Annotated in this window: 11 protein-coding genes; 5 read left to right on the top strand and 6 right to left on the bottom strand. The window is 58.6% G+C overall.

The annotated features are described in order from the left end of the window. Positions 1–8: 8 nt before the first annotated feature. Together ligD and WBR57_RS02870 are read right to left on the bottom strand one after the other, a co-directional pair. Entirely contained in the window at positions 9–2504 is a 2496-nt protein-coding gene (gene ligD, locus WBR57_RS02875) for a DNA ligase D (RefSeq protein ID WP_424081938.1), read from the bottom strand. Positions 2505–2528: 24 nt separating this feature from the next. Next, entirely contained in the window at positions 2529–3368 is an 840-nt protein-coding gene (locus WBR57_RS02870; RefSeq protein WP_424081936.1) for a Ku protein, read from the bottom strand. Between the two features lie 196 nt (positions 3369–3564). Here WBR57_RS02870 and WBR57_RS02865 point away from each other — a divergent pair, with 196 nt between their 5' ends. Further along, positions 3565–3879, top strand: coding sequence for a hypothetical protein (locus tag WBR57_RS02865; RefSeq protein ID WP_424081934.1), 315 nt, complete (start codon positions 3565–3567; stop codon positions 3877–3879). 11 nt (positions 3880–3890) lie between these two features. After that, on the top strand, positions 3891–5039 hold the full coding sequence (locus WBR57_RS02860; protein ID WP_424081932.1) for a PQQ-dependent sugar dehydrogenase: 1149 nt from the start codon (positions 3891–3893) through the stop codon (positions 5037–5039). Positions 5040–5075: 36 nt separating this feature from the next. Here WBR57_RS02860 and WBR57_RS02855 read toward each other — a convergent pair whose 3' ends face one another. Next, positions 5076–5555: a DUF1348 family protein gene (locus tag WBR57_RS02855; RefSeq protein WP_424081930.1), complete on the bottom strand. Its 480-nt coding sequence runs from the start codon at positions 5553–5555 to the stop codon at positions 5076–5078. Between the two features lie 29 nt (positions 5556–5584). Next, positions 5585–6148 carry a TetR/AcrR family transcriptional regulator gene (locus tag WBR57_RS02850; RefSeq protein WP_424081928.1) on the bottom strand — a complete coding sequence of 188 codons (564 nt, stop codon included), beginning with the start codon at positions 6146–6148 and terminating at the stop codon, positions 5585–5587. Between the two features lie 122 nt (positions 6149–6270). Here WBR57_RS02850 and pssA point away from each other — a divergent pair, with 122 nt between their 5' ends. The 3 genes from pssA (at position 6271) to WBR57_RS02835 (ending at position 17465) form a co-directional block, all read left to right on the top strand. Further along, the gene (gene pssA / locus WBR57_RS02845; protein ID WP_424081926.1) at positions 6271–7614 is read left to right on the top strand and encodes a CDP-diacylglycerol--serine O-phosphatidyltransferase; all 1344 of its coding nucleotides are present in this window, start codon (positions 6271–6273) and stop codon (positions 7612–7614) included. 128 nt (positions 7615–7742) lie between these two features. Next, positions 7743–12392, top strand: a complete 4650-nt coding sequence (locus tag WBR57_RS02840) for a hypothetical protein (RefSeq protein ID WP_424081924.1) — start codon at positions 7743–7745, stop codon at positions 12390–12392. A gap of 171 nt (positions 12393–12563) precedes the next feature. Further along, positions 12564–17465, top strand: a complete 4902-nt coding sequence (locus WBR57_RS02835; protein WP_424081922.1) for a hypothetical protein — start codon at positions 12564–12566, stop codon at positions 17463–17465. 91 nt (positions 17466–17556) lie between these two features. Here the strand turns inward: WBR57_RS02835 and efeO are convergent, their stop codons facing one another. Both efeO and efeB read right to left on the bottom strand, forming a co-directional pair. Continuing rightward, positions 17557–18375, bottom strand: a complete 819-nt coding sequence (efeO, locus tag WBR57_RS02830) for an iron uptake system protein EfeO (protein ID WP_424081920.1) — start codon at positions 18373–18375, stop codon at positions 17557–17559. A 25-nt stretch (positions 18376–18400) separates the two neighbouring features. After that, positions 18401–19583: iron uptake transporter deferrochelatase/peroxidase subunit (gene efeB, locus WBR57_RS02825; RefSeq protein WP_424081918.1), on the bottom strand; the 1183-nt coding region annotated here is incomplete at its 5' end.

The following is a 19583-nucleotide window of genomic DNA, read 5'->3' as shown; positions in this document are numbered from 1 at the left end:
CTGGGCGCTCACTCCGGTGGCGTGGCGCCCAGCTTGTCCCACATCTTTTTGCTGATCTTCTGGCGATTGGCGTAACCGGCCCACGGATCAGATTTCAACCCTTGCAAACGCTCCTGCAGATTGGCCACCGTCCATTGTTGAGCGCCACGTAACCCTTTCAATTCCTCGCGGCTGACCGGCACCGACACCGGCAGGCCCGGCCGTGCCCGCACCGAATACGCGGCCACCGTGCTGGCGCCACGCGCATTGCGCAGGTAGTCGATAAAGATCTTGCCGACGCGGTTTTTCGGCCCTGAAGTCGCAGTAAAACGCTCAGGCAGTTGCTGCGTCATGAACTGCGCGATGGCTTTGGCGAAGGCTTTTACCGAGTCCCAGCCATCGCGCCGTGCAAGCGGTATGACCAGGTGCAAGCCTTTGCCGCCGCTGGTCTTGACGAAGGCCTCCAGGCCCAGTTCGTCGAGCACTGACAAGGTCAGTTGCGCGGCTTCGAGCATGGCTTTCCAGGGCAGCGCGGGGTCTGGGTCGAGGTCCAGTACGAAGAGGTCGGGCGTCTCGATTTTGTCTGCGGTGGCGCCCCAAGTGTGTAATTCAACCGTGCCCATTTGTACGGCGCCGAGCAGGGCGTTCACGCTATCGATCTCCATCAGGCGTGCATGGCCTGGGTCCAGCGCCTGATCGAGTTGCTTGATGTTGGGGATCGCCAGGCGTTCTGAATGCTTCTGGAAAAACTGCTCGCCTTCGATGCCTTCCGGCGCTCTGAGCAACGAAACGGGACGATTGTGCAGAAACGGCAGCAGCCATTCACTGATGCCCTCGTAGAACTGCGCCAGTTGCTGCTTTTGCGTGCCGCTTTGTGGGTCGATGACCCGGTCGGGGTGGGTGATGTTCACGCCGCTGGTCTTTTTGGTCCTGGGCGCGGCCGTCAGGGATTTGGCTGTGCGCGGTTGCTCATGAATGATCTGCGCGGCCGGCTTGTCGGTGCGCATGCCCACAAAGGCCGCCTGACGCACCACGCCCTCACGGGTCCACTCGGCAAACTGCACCTCGCCAACCAGGCTCGGTTCCACCCAATGCACGCCGCGTGCCTGGGCGCTGGTGAGCGGTTTTGCCAGTGGCGAGGCCTTGCGCTCAATGGGGGTGAGCTGCGCATAGATATTTTTCAGCGCGGCCTGATCAAAGCCAGTGCCCACGCGTCCGGCATACACCAGCCCGGAATCATCGTTGACGGCCAAGAGCAGCGCGCCAAAACCGCTGCGCGAACCCTGTGGGCGGGTATAGCCGACGATCACGAATTCCTGGCGCAAGCGGCATTTGAGCTTGATCCAGTCAGCGCTGCGCCTGCAGACGTAGGGGCTGCCGATGCGCTTGCCGATCACGCCCTCCAGGGCCAAGTCGCAGGCGCTTTCGAAGATATCGCGCTGGTTGGCGGCAAAGGCCTCGGAGAAACGCAGCAATTTGCTGCGGCTACCGTCCAGGGCTGCCTTGAGCGCAGCTCGGCGTTCCTCCACCGGCGCTCCGCGCTGATCGGCGCCGTCCAGAAAAGGCGCGTCGAACAGGTAATAGACAATGTCCAGGCTGCGGCCGATATCAAAGGCGTTCTGCAGCGCCTGGAAGTCCGGCAGGCCGTCGCCATTGAGGCTGACGACCTCGCCATCGAGCCAGCTGTCCTTGAGCTTGAGCGCCTGCAACGCCTTGGCCTGGCGCGGCAGGCGTTCGGTCCAGTCGTGGCCATTGCGGGTAAACAGGCGCACTTCGCCGTCGCGGATGCGCGCCAGCATGCGGTAACCGTCGAACTTGATTTCGTATTGCCAATCGCCCTCCGGCGCGCGCTCTACCAGGGTTGCCAGTTGCGGGCTGAATTGCTCGGGGAGGGCGCCGCCGGCCTTTTCAGGTTTTGTACGCGGCTTGGTTTTGGCCTTGGCTTTGGTTTTTGGCTTGCCGACCGATGCATCGCTGAGCACGCTTTTCGGTTCGGCTTCGACAATGTCGTAGTCGGCGGCGGGGCGTGCCTGCGGGTCTTTCTCCTTGATCAGCAGCCACTGTTCTTTATCGCCGCTGCCCTTGAGCCGCGTGCGTACCAGGGTCCAGTCGCCCGAGAGTTTCTCGCCGACCAGGGTGAACTTGAGCTTGCCGGCAGCGTAGGCCTTGCGCGGGTCGTCGTGGGGTTGCCAGACGCCGCGGTCCCACACGATCACATCGCCGGCGCCATACTGCCCGGCCGCAATACTGCCCTCGAAACTGGCATAACTCAGGGGGTGGTCTTCAACATGCACCGCCAGGCGCTTCTGGCTCGGGTCCAGGCTTGGGCCCTTGGGCACGGCCCAGCTGAGCAGCACGCCGTCGAGTTCCAGGCGAAAGTCATAGTGCAGGTTGCGTGCGTCGTGCTTCTGGATCACAAAGCTCAGCGCCTGCGCCTTGCGCTTGCTGGCAGGGGCGCTGCCGGCCGGTTCGGCGGTGATCTCGAAGTCGCGTTTACGGTTGTATTCGCTCAGGGGCTTTGCCATGTGCTTCTCCCGCGTATGGCTGGCTCAAGAGGCCTTTTTGCTGGACTTCTTCGCGGCAGGTTTTTTCGCCGCCGGTTTGCCGGCCAGGCTGCGTTTGAGCAATTCCGTCAGGTCGATGACATCGGCCGACTTACGCTCTTCGCTGGCTTCCTGGGATTCCACGTCCTCGATCTTGCCGGCCTTGGCTTTCTTCGCCACCAACGCCATGATTTTTTCCTGGAAGCTGTCGCGGTATTCCTCAGGCTGCCAGTCAGCGCTCATGTCTTCCACCAAGCGCTTGGCCATGTCCAACTCGCCCTTGGCCAGGCTGGGCTTGGTCACGTCAGTGCCGAGTTCCAGCTCATCCAGGCTGCGCACTTCGGCAGGCCAACGCAGCATGACCAGCACCAGGGCCGACTCCAGTGGCATCAACGCGGCCAGGTGCTGCTTGGTGTGCAGCACCACGTTGGCCAGGGCAACCTTGCCGGTTTTTTTCAGGGTTTCACGCAGCAATGCGTAAACCTTGCCGCCGCGTTTGTCGGGCGCCAGGAAGTAGGGCGTGTCGATGTTCTGCAGGGGGATCTGGTCGCTGTCAACGAACGCAATAATCTCGATGGTCTGGGTCGACTTAGGATGCGCCGAGCGGATCTCGTCTTCGCTGAGCACCACGTACCGGCCTTTTTCGAAGGCCACGCCCTTGACGATATTTTCCTTGGTGACCTCCTTGCCGGTGGTCTTGTTGATGCGTTTGTAGCCGACCGGGTCCATGCTGCGCTTGTCCAGCCAGTCGAAATCCACGCCTTGGGAGGAAGTGGCCGAGACCAGTGACACCGGGATATGAACCAAGCCAAAACTGATGGCGCCTTTCCAGATTGAGCGTGGCATACGTGCGATTCCTTTAGCTGAGGCTGTCTTCTGGTGACTCGAAGGCTGTATGAAAAGTTTCCCCGGACCGTGCCATAAGCAGACACGCGGACAGATCGTGTTACACCTGATGAGAAAGTATTTAATGCCCAAAGCCGAACCCAAGGGGTAGCGTGTTATCGAAAGCACGTAATGCTCGCCCCAGAGAGGCTTTGTCATGAACAGTTGTGTGCGTCATTTCGCAGTGCTGGCGTTGGGCCTGGCGCTCATGCCGTTGGCCCAGGCACAAAGCCTGCCCGGCCGAAGCGATTCCAATAACAGCCCGATTCACCGGGCCAACCCCAACAGCATGCAGGGCACCCAGCCCAATACCCCGGCAATCCGCGGTATCCAGACTGTGCCGAACCCGCGTCCACCGACCCTGGAAAATGGCGGCATCGGCAATAGTTACCCCAAGCGCGAAGCGGCCCCGAGCCGTCCGGCCACCGAACCCAAAGCCCCCTCCTATGATGCCAACGGCAATCGCCGGTAAGGACTCGTCTTATGTTTCTACGCAAAACTCTGTTAGCCGCCATTTGCGCAACCGCCATGACTGGCGTTTACGCAGCCGATGCCCAGCAGTTCCCCAGCGAACAAGGCAGCATCACCGCCACCGCGATCGCCAAGGGCCTGGATCACCCGTGGGCCGTGGCTTTCCTGCCGGATAAACAAGGCTTCCTGGTCACCGAGCGCCCTGGCCATCTGCGCGTTGTCAGCCCGGATGGCAAACTGTCTGCGCCGTTGACCGGCGTGCCCGAAGTGTGGGCCAAGGGGCAGGGCGGCTTGCTCGATGTGGTGCTGTCACCCGACTTCAAGCAGGACCGCACGGTCTATCTGACGTATTCCGAAGGCGGCGGCAAGGACGGCAAGGCCGGGACAGCCGTGGGCCGTGGGCGCTTGGCGTCCGACCTGCGTGGCTTGACCGACTTTAAAGTGATCCTGCGCCAGGAGCCCAAGCTCTCCACCGGCAACCATTTCGGCTCGCGCCTGGCGTTTGACCGTGACGGCTACCTGTTCGTGACCTTGGGCGAAAACAATGACCGCCCGACCGCCCAGGACCTGGACAAATTGCAGGGCAAAGTCGTACGGATTTACCCGGACGGCCGCGTACCGGATGACAATCCCTTTGTCGGCCAGGAAGGCGTGCGGCCTGAAATCTGGTCCTACGGCCAGCGCAACCCGCAAGGCCTGGCGCTGAACCCGTGGAGCGGCACGATCTGGGAAAACGAGCACGGCCCGCGTGGTGGTGATGAAATCAACATCATCGAGCGCGGCAAGAATTACGGCTGGCCGCTGGCAACCCATGGCATCAACTATTCGCTGGCACCGATTCCGGAAGCCAAAGGCAAGACCGTTGAAGGCACGGTGCCGCCGCATCACGTGTGGGAAAAATCACCGGGCATCAGCGGCATGGCGTTCTACGATGCCGACCGCTTCAAACCCTGGCAGCACAACGTATTCATCGGCGCGCTGGCCACCCAGGAACTGATCCGCCTGCAGTTTGATGGCGATAAAGTGGTCCATGAGGAACGTTTGCTGGGTGATTTGAAGGCGCGGATTCGCGATGTACGACAAGGGCCAGACGGCTATCTGTACGTGCTGACCGATGAAGACAATGGCGTGCTGTATCGCGTCGGCCTGAACCAGGACTGAGTGTGGGGGCCGCCCTGTCGTCGGCCCCAAGCGCTTTTACAGCCCCAGATCGGACAGCCCCGGATGATCATCCGGGCGCCGTCCCAGCGGCCAATGGAACTTGCGTTCGCTTTCCTTGATGGGCAAGTCGTTGATGCAGGCAAAACGATTGGCCATCAGGCCGTTCTCGTCAAACTCCCAATTCTCGTTGCCGTAGGACCGGAACCAGTTGCCGGAATCGTCGTGCCATTCGTAGGCATAGCGCACGGCAATACGATTATCGGTAAAAGCCCACAGCTCCTTGATCAAACGATAATCCAGCTCCCTGGCCCATTTGCGCGTGAGAAAACCCTTGGCTTGCTCGCGGTTATGGACGAACTCGGCCCGGTTACGCCACTGGGTGTCCAGGGTGTAGGCCAGGGCAACCCGCTCAGGATCGCGAGAGTTCCAGCCGTCTTCAGCCAGGCGGACTTTTTCAATCGCCGAAGCTCGGGTAAACGGCGGCAGAGGCGGGCGTGTGGCTGCGGTAGATGACATTGCTTTACTCCTGACGAGACGAAGTTGCTTCAAAGCCCCAATAGTGTTTGCGCCATGCATCGCGCGTTATCGGCGGCGGTTGAGTCGCCCATGACCAGGGCAACGGTAATGGCGCCATCGATCAGGATCAGCAGTTGCGCGGCCTGCCGTTCGGGGTCGGGGGTGCCATGTGCTTCGCACAGTTCGAGGGCGTACTCGAACAGTTTGTGTTTATGCGCCTTGGCCAGCAGGCGTATCGGGTCTTGTGGGTCGCCGGTCTCGCCGCTGGTATTGATAAACGCGCAGCCGCGAAAATCCGCCGAGCCGAACCAGGCCTTGAGCGCGCCGAATAGCGCCAACAGGCGTTCGCCGCTGTCTTCTGTGCGTTCCACTTCGCCGCGCAACCACTGCATCCAGCGTTCGTCGCGGCGCTGCAGGGCGGCAATCACTAACTCGTCTTTATTGGCAAAGTAACGGTAAATGCTTTTGCGCGAGACACCGGCCGTCTTCACCAGCAAATCCATACCGGTGGCGGCGATGCCGTGGCGGTAGATCAACTTTTCGGTGACGTCGAGGATGATGTCGCGGGTTTCATTCTGGGTAATTTCGATCATGCTTTAACAGTAGAACGATCGTTCTTCTTAGTCAATAAAATTTTCCATGGGCGACGGGAAGACCTGAGCACCCCCATGGTGTAAGCTCGGGGCCTCTTCGGATTCGACCCATTGCGAGCCTTATGCCGTCGTTCTTCAAACGCTCCCTGTTGCCCAAACTGCGCGGTTTCCCCCTTACCCCCGAGGCCATTGACGTGCTGTCCGGCGCCGATGCGTTTCGTCGTTGCCTGCTGGAACAGATCGCCAAGGCGACACGGCGTATCTACATCGTTGCCCTGTATCTGCAGCAGGACGAAGCGGGTCAGGAAATCTACGACGCCCTGCACGCTGCCAAGGCGGCGCGGCCGGAATTGGACATCGTGGTGGTGGTCGACTGGCTGCGTGCGCAACGCGGGCTGATCGGCGCCGGCAAGCAACCGGGCAACAGCGCCTGGTACCAGGCCATGACCCAGCGCCACAGCAGTGAAGTGCCGGTGTACGGCGTGCCGGTGCAAACCCGCGAACTGTTTGGCGTATTGCACCTCAAGGGTTTTGTGATCGACGACAGCGTGCTGTACAGCGGCGCCAGCCTGAACAACGTCTACCTGCACAAGTTCGACAAGTACCGTTTTGACCGCTATCACCTGATTCACAGCCAACCCCTGGCCGATTCCATGCAACACCTGGTGGAGCACGGTCTGGTGACCTCCAAGGCGGTGCACCGGCTGGATTTACCCAACCCGCCGACCACCCGCAGCCTGCGTAACGATATCGGCGACCTGCGCAGCCGCCTCAAGCACGCGGCCTACGACACCACGGCGGGGCAGGTGCCCAACGGGCACCTGGCGGTCAGCCCATTGCTGGGCGTGGGCAAGAACAACCCGCTGAATCGGGTGATTCTCGAGCTGATTGCCAGCGCTCAGCAGCAACTGACCATCTGTACGCCATACTTCAACCTGCCATTGCCGGTTACCCGGGAAATCAACCGCGCCCTGGCGCGCGGGGTCAAGGTCGACATCATCGTTGGCGACAAAACCGCCAACGATTTCTACATCCCGCCCAGCGAACCGTTCAAGGTGATCTCGGCACTGCCTTACCTGTATGAAATCAGCCTGCGCCGTTTCGCCAAGCGTCATCAGCCGATGATCGACAGTGGCCAACTTAACCTGCACCTGTGGCGTGATGGCGACAACACCTATCACCTCAAAGGCATGTGGGTCGACCAGCGTTATACCTTGCTCACCGGCAACAACCTCAACCCGCGTGCATTCCGTCTGGACCTGGAAAACGCCTTGCTGATCGATGACCCGCAAGGCCAGTGGCTGGGCTCGCGGCGTACCGAGTTGGCGCAGATTTTTGAGCACACCACGCGCATCGGGCGCTACCAGGATCTGCAGACGCTGGTGGATTATCCCGAGGCGGTCGGCAAGTTTTTGCGCCGGGTAAGCCGGGTGCGGATTGAGCGACTGCTCTACCGAATCTTGTAATCTGCTTCGGCATCGACGGCGCTGATTGGGAATGCCCTTACAGAACTGATTGGTTTGGCCTTGTATCTTCCGGTTGACTGTTCTTACGGACAAGAACTCCTACGCCCTAAACCGTGGAGAGAACTTCGATGTCGACACTTATCAATAGTCATACGCCCACACATTCTTATCCTTCCATTGGCAGCGGTAATCACAATGCGCCTGTTGATTCCGCTGTTTCACCCCCCCCGCAGAGCAACCCAGACGAGCATGAGCACTCGCCGGTTACAACGGCGTCACGCCACCAAGGCGGACAGTTGGTGCAAGCGAGGATTGGTCAGCCCTCAGTTCGCCGTGCCCGTTCGCCGGCGTCAGATGCAACTGCCCGCGGGGGCGGTGCAAAACTAAAAAAATCAAGGTTTCCTGAGCCCGCAGATGCGAAAGGCGCTGATAAGGACCTGCAGAACGCGCTTGGCCGCTCACTGGGCAACGCCTTGCCCCTCGAGGACCCCATTCCCCAAAACGCCTCGATCAGACCCTTCATCCAGGCTTTTACTGAAGCTGTCCGCGACCCGAAGGTGCAGGCCTGGTTCGAGTCCAAAAAACTGGATTTATCGACAGTACGGGTGTTCAGCGATCGCGTTGAAGGCACCGTGGATGTGAATGGAAGAAAGGAAAATCGAGTGTTTACCCATGTCGATGGGTCTGGTTGGAGGGAGGTAAGCGCAAAACTCGGAAATGCAGTCAGCAGGCTTTCTACCGACCCAGACGGGGTTTTTCTGCCAGACCCAAAAAGCGGATTTATTTCCGTAAATACTATTCTTGGCTTTTATGGTGTGACAGCTCCCTCCCTCCCAAAGGACCGACAAGCGCTCGGCAAAAAGCTTGAAAAGGAGGGCTGGCCTGAGATAACCGATGATCAACGCCTAGGTTGGAAGAAACAATACAACCAGCTCGTGCGGGAAAACAGCGATATTGATATGGGATCGCAAGTGGTTTCCGAGTTGCAGGCGCTCGTCAATAATAAAAATGATGGCGACCCCCTCAATCTGAAAGACCGCCTTTTAGTGGTTCAACCCTCGGCGTCCCTGGCGCGCAAAAGCCGAGGACCTCGCGAACTTTTTGTGAAATGGCTGGCCATGCCTGCCTTCAAGACATTTATTGAAAAGATCGGACTGGGTGGCGCAGATAAACTTTACCGGATAGTCGACGGGGTTCTTGAGCAGCGTGACTCGGCTAATCGCTGGTCCTCTTTGCAAGGCTTCCTGGCGGACGAAATCAACAAAGTCGGAATAGGCGGTACACCGGAAGAAAAAGACGCAGTCAAAGCCTTGAACGACCAGTTCAAGCAGCTCGTGGAGGCGAGCAAGGCGACTGGAGATGTCCTTTACTCACAACCCTTCTATGACACGCGCCAGTTTCTTGCTTTTTCTAAACTGGGGTTACCCACGACAGTTGCGCAAGTGAAACTCGCCATCGAGAAATTGAGCAACGCCTCGTATGCCAAGGGCGAAATTTCTTCAGTCGCCGACCGATCACTTCAGATCTTTATAAACCGAACTGCTCTGCTGACTGCGTCAGACACACCCGTTGAAGTCCACCCCAATACGACGATTTACCCGCTCTTCAGTGCCTATCGGAGCGCGCTGAATACGGATGAAATGAAGGATTGGTTCTCGAAAAATGGCATTGACTTGTCGACGTTGGTAGTCAAGAGAGGCTCGGTAAGCGCCAGGGTAACCCGTGATGGCGTATCGAGCATGCGGACATTCAACATCAATGACTCGTCGGGATGGCGGCAAGTCAGTAAAAAGTTGCGCGTAGCCGCAAGGGCCCTTGATCCAGAGAATGCGGGCTTGCCATCTGTAGGCATCAGCGACAACAGTTTTTCCCGCAATGCGATCCTCCGATGGTATGGGGTAACGCCACCCGCCAGCGATGGCAATGTAACGTCGGTGCGCAATGATTTGGTAAAAGTCGACTGGGCTACAGAGTCATCCACTGGCAATTCCCGGCTGGAGCGCCGGGTGGAAACAGCCAGAAACGCAATAGATAGATTGGATGAGCGTGAAAACCTGGCGAAAACACTGACTCCGCTTTTGGCAGGCAAGGCGGACAACGACGCAGTTTCGCTGGCCGGCCTCGAAATAAAAGTCAGCAGCACTTCGAAGTTGGCGCTCAAGGGGGCCAGTACGGTCACGGTCGCCGACGCCCTGCAACACCATGGGATGCCGTTGCCCACGACCGTAAGTGAATTGCGTAACACCATCCGCTGGCTCAATACCCAATTGGAGCCACCTTCAGCTTGGGGGAGCTACAGTGGCTTGCTGACGGATGAATGGGCGCCTGGTTTCATGTCCGCTGCTGATAAAACGTTCCTGGCCGGATTGAGCGATGAGGATATCAAACGTAAAACCAGCGATAACCTTCTGCGCGATCTTGACGTGGCGGGCGATCTGGAACGCGCTACACCCGAAGCGCTTCGTGATAAAGCCGATCATTATTTGCAATTGCTCCTCGGTGGTTCTGCGGCCTCGGACTTTGGTCAGAGGCTTGCCAGTAAGCGGCAATTCCTCGGTGCGTCCGGCACGGCTCAACTCTCACCCAAGGAGCGCGCACAGTGGTTAATTGCAGCTATCAAATTGCAGATAGATCCTGGCGCTCCAGGTCGCCCCGGGACCGCAGCGGGCTACGAGTTTTATAAGCCCGGCAACAGCGGAAAAACCGTAAAAGAAATACGCGCGGATTTTGAACAACACCTCAAGCGCAACCCAAGGGTCGACCCCAAGACCGCGCCATTGATGGCCCATCTATTTCTCGCAAGCGCGGCGCCTGAACTCCTGATACGCGGAACGCCGCCCACGCTACGCGTAGGCTCGTCGGAATGGGCAGACCTGCGCCTGGGCGTTGTGATTGCAGAACGCTTGGGGGGAGCAGGGAGCTCGCGAGACATGAATTACAACGACATCATTGCCCTCAGTCGGTTGGAGGGCAGAACGACAGAAGAGCACGCGCTGTTCACCAGTTATGGGGCTGACATATTGCTCGATTGGGGCATGATGCAAGGCCTCTATGCCAAGCCGGTGGATGGCGTCTATACGGTGCAGCATTTTCAGCAGGCCCAGGAAGGCTTCAAGGCTGAGCGTGAGCAGCTCATTGATGCCATGGACGTATTTAATTCGCCCCTGCCGACCCGGGAAAGATTGGCGATCGAAAACCTGCAAAAAGTTTTTCCAGATTACAGCGTAGAACAATTGAAAACCTTAAGGGTACATATCGCTGACGCGAATGTTCGGCGCAATATGAAACCGTCCGAGCCAAGAACGCGTTCCCTGGTCGAGGCTTATATGAGCGGCGATCTCTCACCGAATCGCTGGATGCTGCTGGGTCCTGATGAGCAGCCGCCGCGACCGCAAAAATCGTCATCGCCGTATGGCGGCAGCGCCAGGCTCAGCGATCGCGACCAAGCCAGGGTTAATCAAAACGTTCAGGCCTTGAATGGCAAAATTGCGAACTTGCCGGATCTACAGTCTTTGGTGCCCCGCGAAGTTGATACCTATCTGGGCCGACTCAAGCAGAGCCTGGGCACCACCACGCGACTGATGATTGCGAACCTGCCTTTGTCTGATCGCCAAGCTCTGGAGTTTGGCAGCGTTGAGCTTTTTGCCTTGCGCGCGCAAGTCGACGGCGTGCCCAAAGTCGAACATACAGCCGGGCAGCTGGAAGAGCGGCGAGGGCGTAAAGGGACAGTGATACGTAGCGTTTACAAAGGTGTGGTCAGCTATTACGAAGTGTTCCCGGACAAGATGCAGATCATCAAACGCACGGACTTGCCGAATGACCTGACCTTAGGCGGTTCGTCGCAGGCCCATCCGAAAAGCTATGGCGTTTGGGCGCCTACCATCACCCAACTGGAGAATGGGGCAGTGCAGCCCTTTGATTTCAACGCCTACAGCTCCAATGAGCTGCCCCGGCCAGGCGTGAGCTCCCCGGGCATTATTATCGACAAACTCGGTGATACGTTGGAGGCACCGCCAACCGAGGGGCAATCGAAAGACGACAGTGTTCCTAACAGCTTTTCTTCCGCGCGAACCCGGTCAATTGTCGATCGCATAATGCAGGGTAACTTTATTCATCATCGCGACAGTGTGTTGAAGCTTGCCGTAGGCCAGTTGCCGCTGGAGGAGCAGCGAACAATATTGGATGAAAATGACAATATCCTGCTGGGTATGATCCCTTTTGTAGGTGCGATTACAGATATTGCCAATGGCAACATCATTGAGGGTACCCGAGGGCTGTTTTTCGACACGCTCGGTGCTTTGGTCGGGGGAGCTGCGTCATCCATTAAACCTTTAGTCAAGGCCAGTAAAGCCGTAGCGCCCTTCGGTGCCAAGGTTTTCAACGTAATGCAAAAGGGTGTCTTGGCCGTCAGTAGCTTTTTGAATCCATTTGATGGTGCGGCGGACATGCTGGTCGCAGCCGGGCGAGGTGTCGTCGCTCTCCCGCGCTTAGCAAACAACATAACCAGGATACCGATAGGTGGGAAGCTTGGGGCGGTGGAAGAAAAGGTACGCACGGGCCTTAGCTTGCGCAGCTTGAAGAGCCCGCGCAAGGTGCTGAAACGCAAGTCGGGAGAGCGGGAGGACGAGCGCCCGGTCAAGTCCAGTGGGAAAGTCGGTTCCAAGCCGGTTGACGCGGTGAAGGTGGGTGAACGTTGGTATGCGACGAATCCGAGCAACGGGTTACCGATCGGTACTCCACTGGAAGGGTTTGAGCCGTCAGTCACAATGACCGCTTAGTACACGCCGAGGCTCCCGCCGGCGTTGCTGGCTGCGCGGGAGCGCTCGGACCGGATCAGCTCAAACACGACAGACCTCTCCTACACCCTATCCCGATGTTCTCTTATAGCCTCTTCAGTGACGGTTCTTAGGGACAAGAACTCTAGCGATCACACGTGAAGAGGACTTGAAATGTCGACAGTTACAGTAAATCAAATGTCTACGCTCTCATTCGTCCCACCTGCCAATGGTGCCCGTCCCGAACCGCCTGATCTTCCGATTACATCAACGCCTCAAGACACCTCCGGCGAGCGTGAGTCTGCGCCGATTGCAAACGTCCCGCGACGACAAGACGGGCAATTGCGACAAGCCAGGTTCAGCCACGGCGGGGGCCGGCAAATACGCGAAACAGGTTCAACAAGTACCCACCGCCTGGTCGTGGCGCGCCAGAACTGGGTGTTTCCCGATGACGTGGCCGCCAGGAAGGCTGATGAGAAGTTGCAGAAAATCCTCAGCCAGGCGCTGATCACCGGGACCCTAAGAGGTCATCCTTTTCCTCGAAACGCCTCGATCCGGCCCTTCATTGATGCCTTTTGCCAGGCTGCTCAAGAGCCGCAGGTGCAGGCCTGGCTTAAGTCCAAAGGCCTGGATATATCGTCAGTGCGGGTTTTCAGCGATCGGATAGAAGGCACAGAGTTAATCAGCGGGACCAAGGTCGCGCGCACATTCACCGCTACCGACGGGTCAGGCTGGAATGAGGTCGGGGCTAAACTCACCGAGGCGGCGGACAAGTTGTCGCCTGACTCGTCTGGAGTATTAATGCCCCGTGCCAAAGGTGGGCGGTTCCATGATTTGGGCGCGATTCTCAATTTTTACGGTGTAGACGCCCCACCCGAAGACAAAGACAGACCTGCGCTAGGCCACCTGTTGAATTCGGCGGGCTGGCCGCCAATATCCGACGAAAAACGTGGTGTGTGGCGCCAGCAATTCGCGGCGCTCGTGCAACGCCACAGTGACATTGATGCCCGGTCTGATCTGGCGTCTCAACTGTTGAAGTTGATAAACAACTCGGGAGATGGCGACGCGCTCAATCTTGGCGAGCAGTTGGCGAGGGTGCGACCTGAATCGAGTCTGGCGCAAAAAAGCCTGGCCCCGCGTAAACGCTTTGAACACTGGCTGGCGACGCCAGCGTTCCAGAATTTCATCAATAAGATTGGACAGGGAGGCGACAATAAAACGTACAGGATATTTGATGGAGACCTTGAAGTTCGGGGTGGTAATAATCAATGGCTTTCTTTGGGAAACTATCTCAAGGACGAGATAAACAAAGTTGGAATCGGCGGCACTGCGAACCAAAAAGAGGCGATCAAGGCGCTGGATTCAGGTTTCAAGCAACTCGTAGACATGAGCGCTTCGGTCGGCAATACCCTGTATTCGCGGCCGATGTACGATGCGCGTCAATTGCTGGCGTTTTCTGGGCTGGGTTTCCCCAGCACACTTGCGCACGTTTACTCGGCCGTTGGCGGGCTGACCAACAACCTGCCGGCAGTGCCACCGCGCTGGACCCTGCCTAACTCTGCGCCGGTGAACCCGGATCGCAAGCTTGTCGATAATGAGCTTGGGAAAAACTTGATCACTTCGCTGCAAAGCGATTACTCCATCGTACAAGTCCCCGACGGGTCGTCTATAGCGCCTGTTTTGGACGCTTACGAAAAGGTTCTCGCTCAGCCGCAATTGCAGGACTGGTTCCAAAGCAAAGGCTTGGAAACATCAGGGTTATTGCTGAACAAGGACAGCATCAGTGGTTATGTCACCCGTGACGGTGTGCGCTCGCTTGCAACATTCAGCACCTCGGACGGTTCCGGGTGGTGGGAGGTCAGCGCGAAGCTGCGCAAGCTCAGGGATATGCTGGACCCGGCGGACAAGGGGATGTATTACCTGACGAAGGGCGAGGTCTGGCTGCCGTCTTCAGTGGTTTTTCAGGCCTATGGCATGCCTGTACCGCGTGACCGAGGCGAAAAGGTAGAGGCGCTGAATCAGCTCAAAACACGTGGGCTGATAATGTCCGATGCCAAGCATCAGCAGATCAGCAACCGCCTCGAGGACGCGCGGCAGACCATCGGTGACCTGGATGAACGCGCCTACCTGGCCGATTATCTGGAGGACAAGGTCAAGGACGCGCCTGATGATACGCCCTGGGACTGGTCTGAAGACCACATGCAACCATCGGCCAGCTCACCGTTGTCGACAGGCGATCATGCCGCTCGGGTAAGTCTGCGGCGACTCATAGAATCACCTGCCCTGTGGGCACTGCTCAAGGACAAAGGTCTGTATTGGGAAGGGCAGCCATTCCGAGTGTCCGAGGGTAAATTCGAACATCAGCTTCCCAGTGGCAGCTGGATAGATCTCACGAGTTACGTGACGGGGACTCGTGAACTGGACAGCGCGTTTCGGCGGCTAGCCGATTTGACTCAGGCGCGGGGGCACGCGCTGTACTCGGTGCCTCGCTACGACATTCGCCAGATCCTCGATCACAAGGGGCTGGGCTCACCGCGCACAGCGGGCGAGACGCGTAATGTGGTGCGCTGGCTGCGCAGCGCCTTGCCACCCGCGCCTGCCTTGGGGAATTACGGCGACCTGATTGAGGCGCCGTGGTCACCCGGCAAACTGACCGCGGACGATAAAATAACCTTGAAGCGCGAGGCGGGCGCACGTTGGGGGGGACAACAGCCTAAAAGTTTTGACTACCTTGATGAAACAAGCTTGGAGGTGCTGCAAGAGAACCCGGCGGAACATCTGGAAAAAATGCTCAGCAGTTCCGATGCCCTGGCCTATGGTGAGCGTCTGAGCAGCACGTTGAAATGGCAAGGGGCGCAATCGCCGAAGACAGTCAATCAGCAATTGGTCACTGCCGCGCTCACGCTGCACGCAGAGCAAGGCGACAGCGCAAAGCCGGGCCACGTTGCGGGTTATAACCTGTACAAACCGAGCAACATGGGACGTACTTTAACCGCGGTACGTCGGGATCTCGAGAACCACTTGAGCACAGAGCGGGGGCTTGAGCCAAAACTCGCGGTAATGGTTGCCCAGATCCGGCTTGCACAGGTGGCTCCCGAGTTTCTGGTGCAGAACGTGCCCAAGGAAATCCGTATCGGCACGCCAGCCTGGATGGAGTTACGCCTGGGCAGTGAGATGGCGGAGCTCAAGGCGCCGGGTGCAAGCCGCATGATGAACGAAGAGCAGATCAGCGAGCTGACCGCGTTAGCCCCCATCAACGAAGCGCAGGCGTCCTTGATGCAGCTGGGGGCTATCAGAATCCTGCTGGATTGGGCGGTGCTCAATGGCGTCATTCCCGACGCGGCAGGGGGGGAACACCCCGTATCTGCGGTGAAGACCGCCAGCGCAGCATTCTTCAAACAGCGCCAGGAGGTGAACGACGCAATGAACGCCGTGACCGAGCTGCCGTCGCGCAGGGCCTTCGCGATACGGGAGCTGCTCAAGGTGTTTCCCGGAACTACGCTCAGTCAATTGGAAGCGATGAAAGTCGTGCTTGCCCGCTCCAGCGATCGTCGAAACCTGTCCATCTCCGAGCCACGTTCAGCCTCGATCATCGAGATGTACATGACAGGCGACCTGACACCTGGCAAGTGGGTACTGGACAGCGATATGCCGCAAAGACGGGTGCGTGAACGAAAAAACCCGTTTCAACTCAACCTTGATGTAGAGGCCCCGCCGAATAAAGTCGCAGAGCTTGATAGCCGAATTCGTAACCTGCCGGATTTGAAACCGTTGCTGAAAACCGCGGTTGCATCGCACGCCGTTGTGCTCAAGAAAGCTTACGCCACCCAACTCAGACTGATGTTTGCAAAACTGCCGCTGACTGATCGTCAGCTTCTGAACGACCCTAAGAGCGTCGTCAGACTGTTCACCGTGAGGGGCGAAACAGGACTTGCGCCTGGCCTGCAGACCACGGCAGACACAGAGGCGGTGAGGGGGCGGCAAGGGACGCTGATGCGCGTCGAACTGGGTAAACAGGTGTGTTACTTCGAAGTGTTTGCGAATGGGAAAATCATAAAGCGTACTGATCTTCCCGAAAATCTGAGACTGGGCGATGTGCTGGGGGGCAGGCCAAATCCCTTGGGCTTGCAGGGCGCCCAAGCGATCCCATTTACGGGTGGGTTTCGGCTTGGAATAGATTTGGAGGCCTATTCGAAGGGGAGCCCGCCGAGGCCCAATACCACGTCCAACGTTATCGTGGAGAGCATCGGCGGGCCGATTATCGGCGACCCGCTGGCGCCCGATGGCCCAACTGATACCTTTGCATCGGCGAAGATACAAAAAATCTCAACGCTTATTGCTGAAAACAATTTGTACGGAAGCGACGAGTCAATGCTCAAAAGAAGCTTGGGCACGCTGCCGCTGGAGCAAAACCGCGAAGCGCTTGCGCGCGAAAAGGCAATCCTGAAGGGACTGGTGCCATTTGTAGGCACTTATCAAGAGTTCGCCGACGGCAATATCGGCCAGGGCTTCCTCAGCCTGACATTGGATGTGGCCGGCGTGCTCATCGGTGCGGGAAGCCAGGCTCGATCGCTGATACGCGCGGGCAAGGCGCTGATGCCCAATCCGATTAGCGGTGCGATTCGCAGGTTGCGACCCAGGGTCGCCCCCCTTACACCCAAAATAGCTTGGACCAAGCCCGTCCCGAGCTTCAGCGACAGGGCTTTTAACTTTATCAAGGAGTCAGCCTATTTCGGCAGCGCAGTGATGAACCCGGCGGACGGTTATGCCGGCCTGGCAAATGCCGCGATCAAGGGGCTGTTTAAGTTATCGCAGCTGGCGGGCGGGGTGTTGAAGCTGAGCAAGGTAGTGCCGGAATTGGTCACCGTTGAGGAAAAGTGGAGGGCTTACTGGATGGCGGGTGGTTTTGATGTCACCTCAGGCGGTCACCAGACAGGATCGCCTGGCACTAGCCAGGGGCTTAGCGTCAGTGCATCCAGGGTGGGGAATTACTGGTACGCGATCAGCCCAAAAACAGGTGAACCTTTTGGCACGCCATTGCATGACTTCAAGCTTGCGAACACGTCAGCCGTTTAAGCAGGAGAACCGGACGCGTTGAGTCAGGTGTCTGCGGGCCGGTTGCCCTGCATTTCACAACCGTGTGAGTGCAGGGCAATGGGCGCTTTTATCAGTTCAAGCCCAACTTGCCACGCAGGGTCGACAGGTCTTCGGCCAGGGTATTGACCGGGCCCACCAGCGCTTTGCGGTCGTTTTCCTTGACCTTGTCGTAGGTCTGGAAGCCGCCATCCTTGGTCTTGTACTTGGCCAGGATCTTGTCCACGGCGGCAAAGTTTTTGTCGACTTTGGCCAGGAAGGCCGTGTCCTGCTTCTCGATCTGGCCACGGAACAGGTCGACGATTTTCTTCGCGCCGTCGATGTTGCCCTGGAAGTCATACAGGTCGGTGTGGCTGTAGCGGTCTTCTTCGCCGGAGATCTTGGTCGCGGCCACTTCTTCAAGCAGCGCTGCGGCGCCACCGACGACTTTTTCCGGTGGGAAGGTCAGGCCGTCCACTCGGGTTTTCAGGTCGTTGACGTCGGTGTTGAGTTTGGCGGTCAGCGCTTCCAGGCCCTTGGTCGAGTTCTGCGAGAACAGCGCGTATTCGATGCGGTGGAAGCCGGTGAAGTCTTCGGCGGTCACGCCTTTTTCATGGTCATCAACGCGAGAGTCAATCGACGCGTCGAGGTCGCTGAACAGCTCGGCGATCGGCTCGATGGACTCATAGTGCACGCGGGTTGGCGCGTAGAGCTTCTTGGCGGTGGCCAGGTCGCCTTTGTTGATGGCGTCGGTGAAGGCCTGGGTCTGGGTGACCAGCTCGCCGATTTCTTCGGTGACATAGATCTTGTAGTCCGACACCGGGCCTACCAGGTCCAGCGGCGCCGTGGCGGCGAAGGCGGCCAGCGGTGAAAGGGTCATTAACAACGACAACGCGATAGTCGACTTCTTCATGGGACGTTTTCCGCTCTGGTTTGTTTTAGGTGTTGGCAGTGGTTTGAGGGTGCGTTGCAGCGAGCAGCGTGCGCCCAATGAAATCTTCAGGTCCCGTGACCCCCGGCAAGGTGAAGAAGTACCCGCCGCCGACCGGCTTGAGGTATTCCTCCAGGGGCTCGCCGTTGAGCCGGGTTTGCACGCTGATAAAACCTTTCTCCAGGTCAGCCTGGTAGCAGATGAACAACAGCCCCATGTCCAGCTGACCGTTTTTATTGACGCCGTTGGAGTAGTTGAACGGCCGGCGCAGGATCAGGTTGGCCTGAGTCTGCGGGGTACGCGGGTTGGCCAGGCGGATGTGCGCATCGAGCTTGGTCAACTTGCCTTCCGGGTCCTTGCTGTAGTCGGGAACCTGGGTTTCCTGCTGGCCACCCATGGGCGCGCCCGTGGTCTTGACGCGGCCAATGATGCTTTCCTGCTCTTGCAGCGGCGTGCGGTCCCAGCGTTCGACGAAATTGCGGATGATCCGCACGGCCTGGTAGCTGCCATTGGCGGCCCACGCGGGTTCGTCGCTGCCGTGTTGCACCCACACGATCTGGTTCATCGCGCTGTCGTCGTTGGAGTTCGGGTTGGCCGAACCGTCACGAAAACCCAGGAAGTTGCGCGCGCTCTGCGCCGGCTCGCCGGGTTTGCTCGGCGCCTGGGGCGGCACACTGCCTTCCTGCTTCCAGCGCACCAGCAGCAGGTCTGGCAGGTTCTTCACGATGTCGCGCAAGGCGTGGATATTGGTGTCCGGGGTGTTGGAACTGAATTGCAGGCTCAGGTCGCCGTGGCACTGCGCGGGTTCCAGCGCATCGTTGGGGAAGCCCACCATGCGGCTCAGGCGCTTGGGCTTGGCGTGCGCGAGGCCGAAGCGCTCATCGAACAGCGATTCGCCGACCGATACGGTGATGGTCAGGTTGTCCGGAGTGACCACCGGGCCGAGGATGCCGGAATCGGTGGGCGGCAGTTTCGCATCGACTTGCGGCACCGTGCCGCCGGTCATCAGGAACGCGATGCGCTCGTTCAAGGTGCGGAACAGGCGCTCGAGGTCTTCGCGGTCGCCGGCCAATACGTCGAATGCCACCAGCATGCCGCACGCCGGACGCGGGGTGACGATGCCGGTCTGGTGCTTGCCGAAAAATTCGTGGCGGTCCTGGGTCTTGTCACTGCGCGGTGCGGTGGTGACC

Source organism: Pseudomonas sp. (assembly GCF_049590575.1).
Taxonomy (GTDB): domain Bacteria; phylum Pseudomonadota; class Gammaproteobacteria; order Pseudomonadales; family Pseudomonadaceae; genus Aquipseudomonas.
Note: the sequence above shows the minus strand (reverse complement) of the source record. Positions and strands in the feature narration are given on the sequence as shown.

Excerpts from the sequence above, each read along its gene's own strand:
- WBR57_RS02850 (WP_424081928.1), bottom strand. The coding sequence starts at position 6,148 with ATGATCGAAATTACCCAGAATGAAACCCGCGACATCATCCTCGACGTC.
- pssA (WP_424081926.1), top strand. The coding sequence starts at position 6,271 with ATGCCGTCGTTCTTCAAACGCTCCCTGTTGCCCAAACTGCGCGGTTTC.
- WBR57_RS02840 (WP_424081924.1), top strand. The coding sequence starts at position 7,743 with ATGTCGACACTTATCAATAGTCATACGCCCACACATTCTTATCCTTCC.
- ligD (WP_424081938.1), bottom strand. The coding sequence starts at position 2,504 with ATGGCAAAGCCCCTGAGCGAATACAACCGTAAACGCGACTTCGAGATC.
- WBR57_RS02865 (WP_424081934.1), top strand. The coding sequence starts at position 3,565 with ATGAACAGTTGTGTGCGTCATTTCGCAGTGCTGGCGTTGGGCCTGGCG.
- WBR57_RS02860 (WP_424081932.1), top strand. The coding sequence starts at position 3,891 with ATGTTTCTACGCAAAACTCTGTTAGCCGCCATTTGCGCAACCGCCATG.
- WBR57_RS02870 (WP_424081936.1), bottom strand. The coding sequence starts at position 3,368 with ATGCCACGCTCAATCTGGAAAGGCGCCATCAGTTTTGGCTTGGTTCAT.
- WBR57_RS02835 (WP_424081922.1), top strand. The coding sequence starts at position 12,564 with ATGTCGACAGTTACAGTAAATCAAATGTCTACGCTCTCATTCGTCCCA.
- efeO (WP_424081920.1), bottom strand. The coding sequence starts at position 18,375 with ATGAAGAAGTCGACTATCGCGTTGTCGTTGTTAATGACCCTTTCACCG.
- WBR57_RS02855 (WP_424081930.1), bottom strand. The coding sequence starts at position 5,555 with ATGTCATCTACCGCAGCCACACGCCCGCCTCTGCCGCCGTTTACCCGA.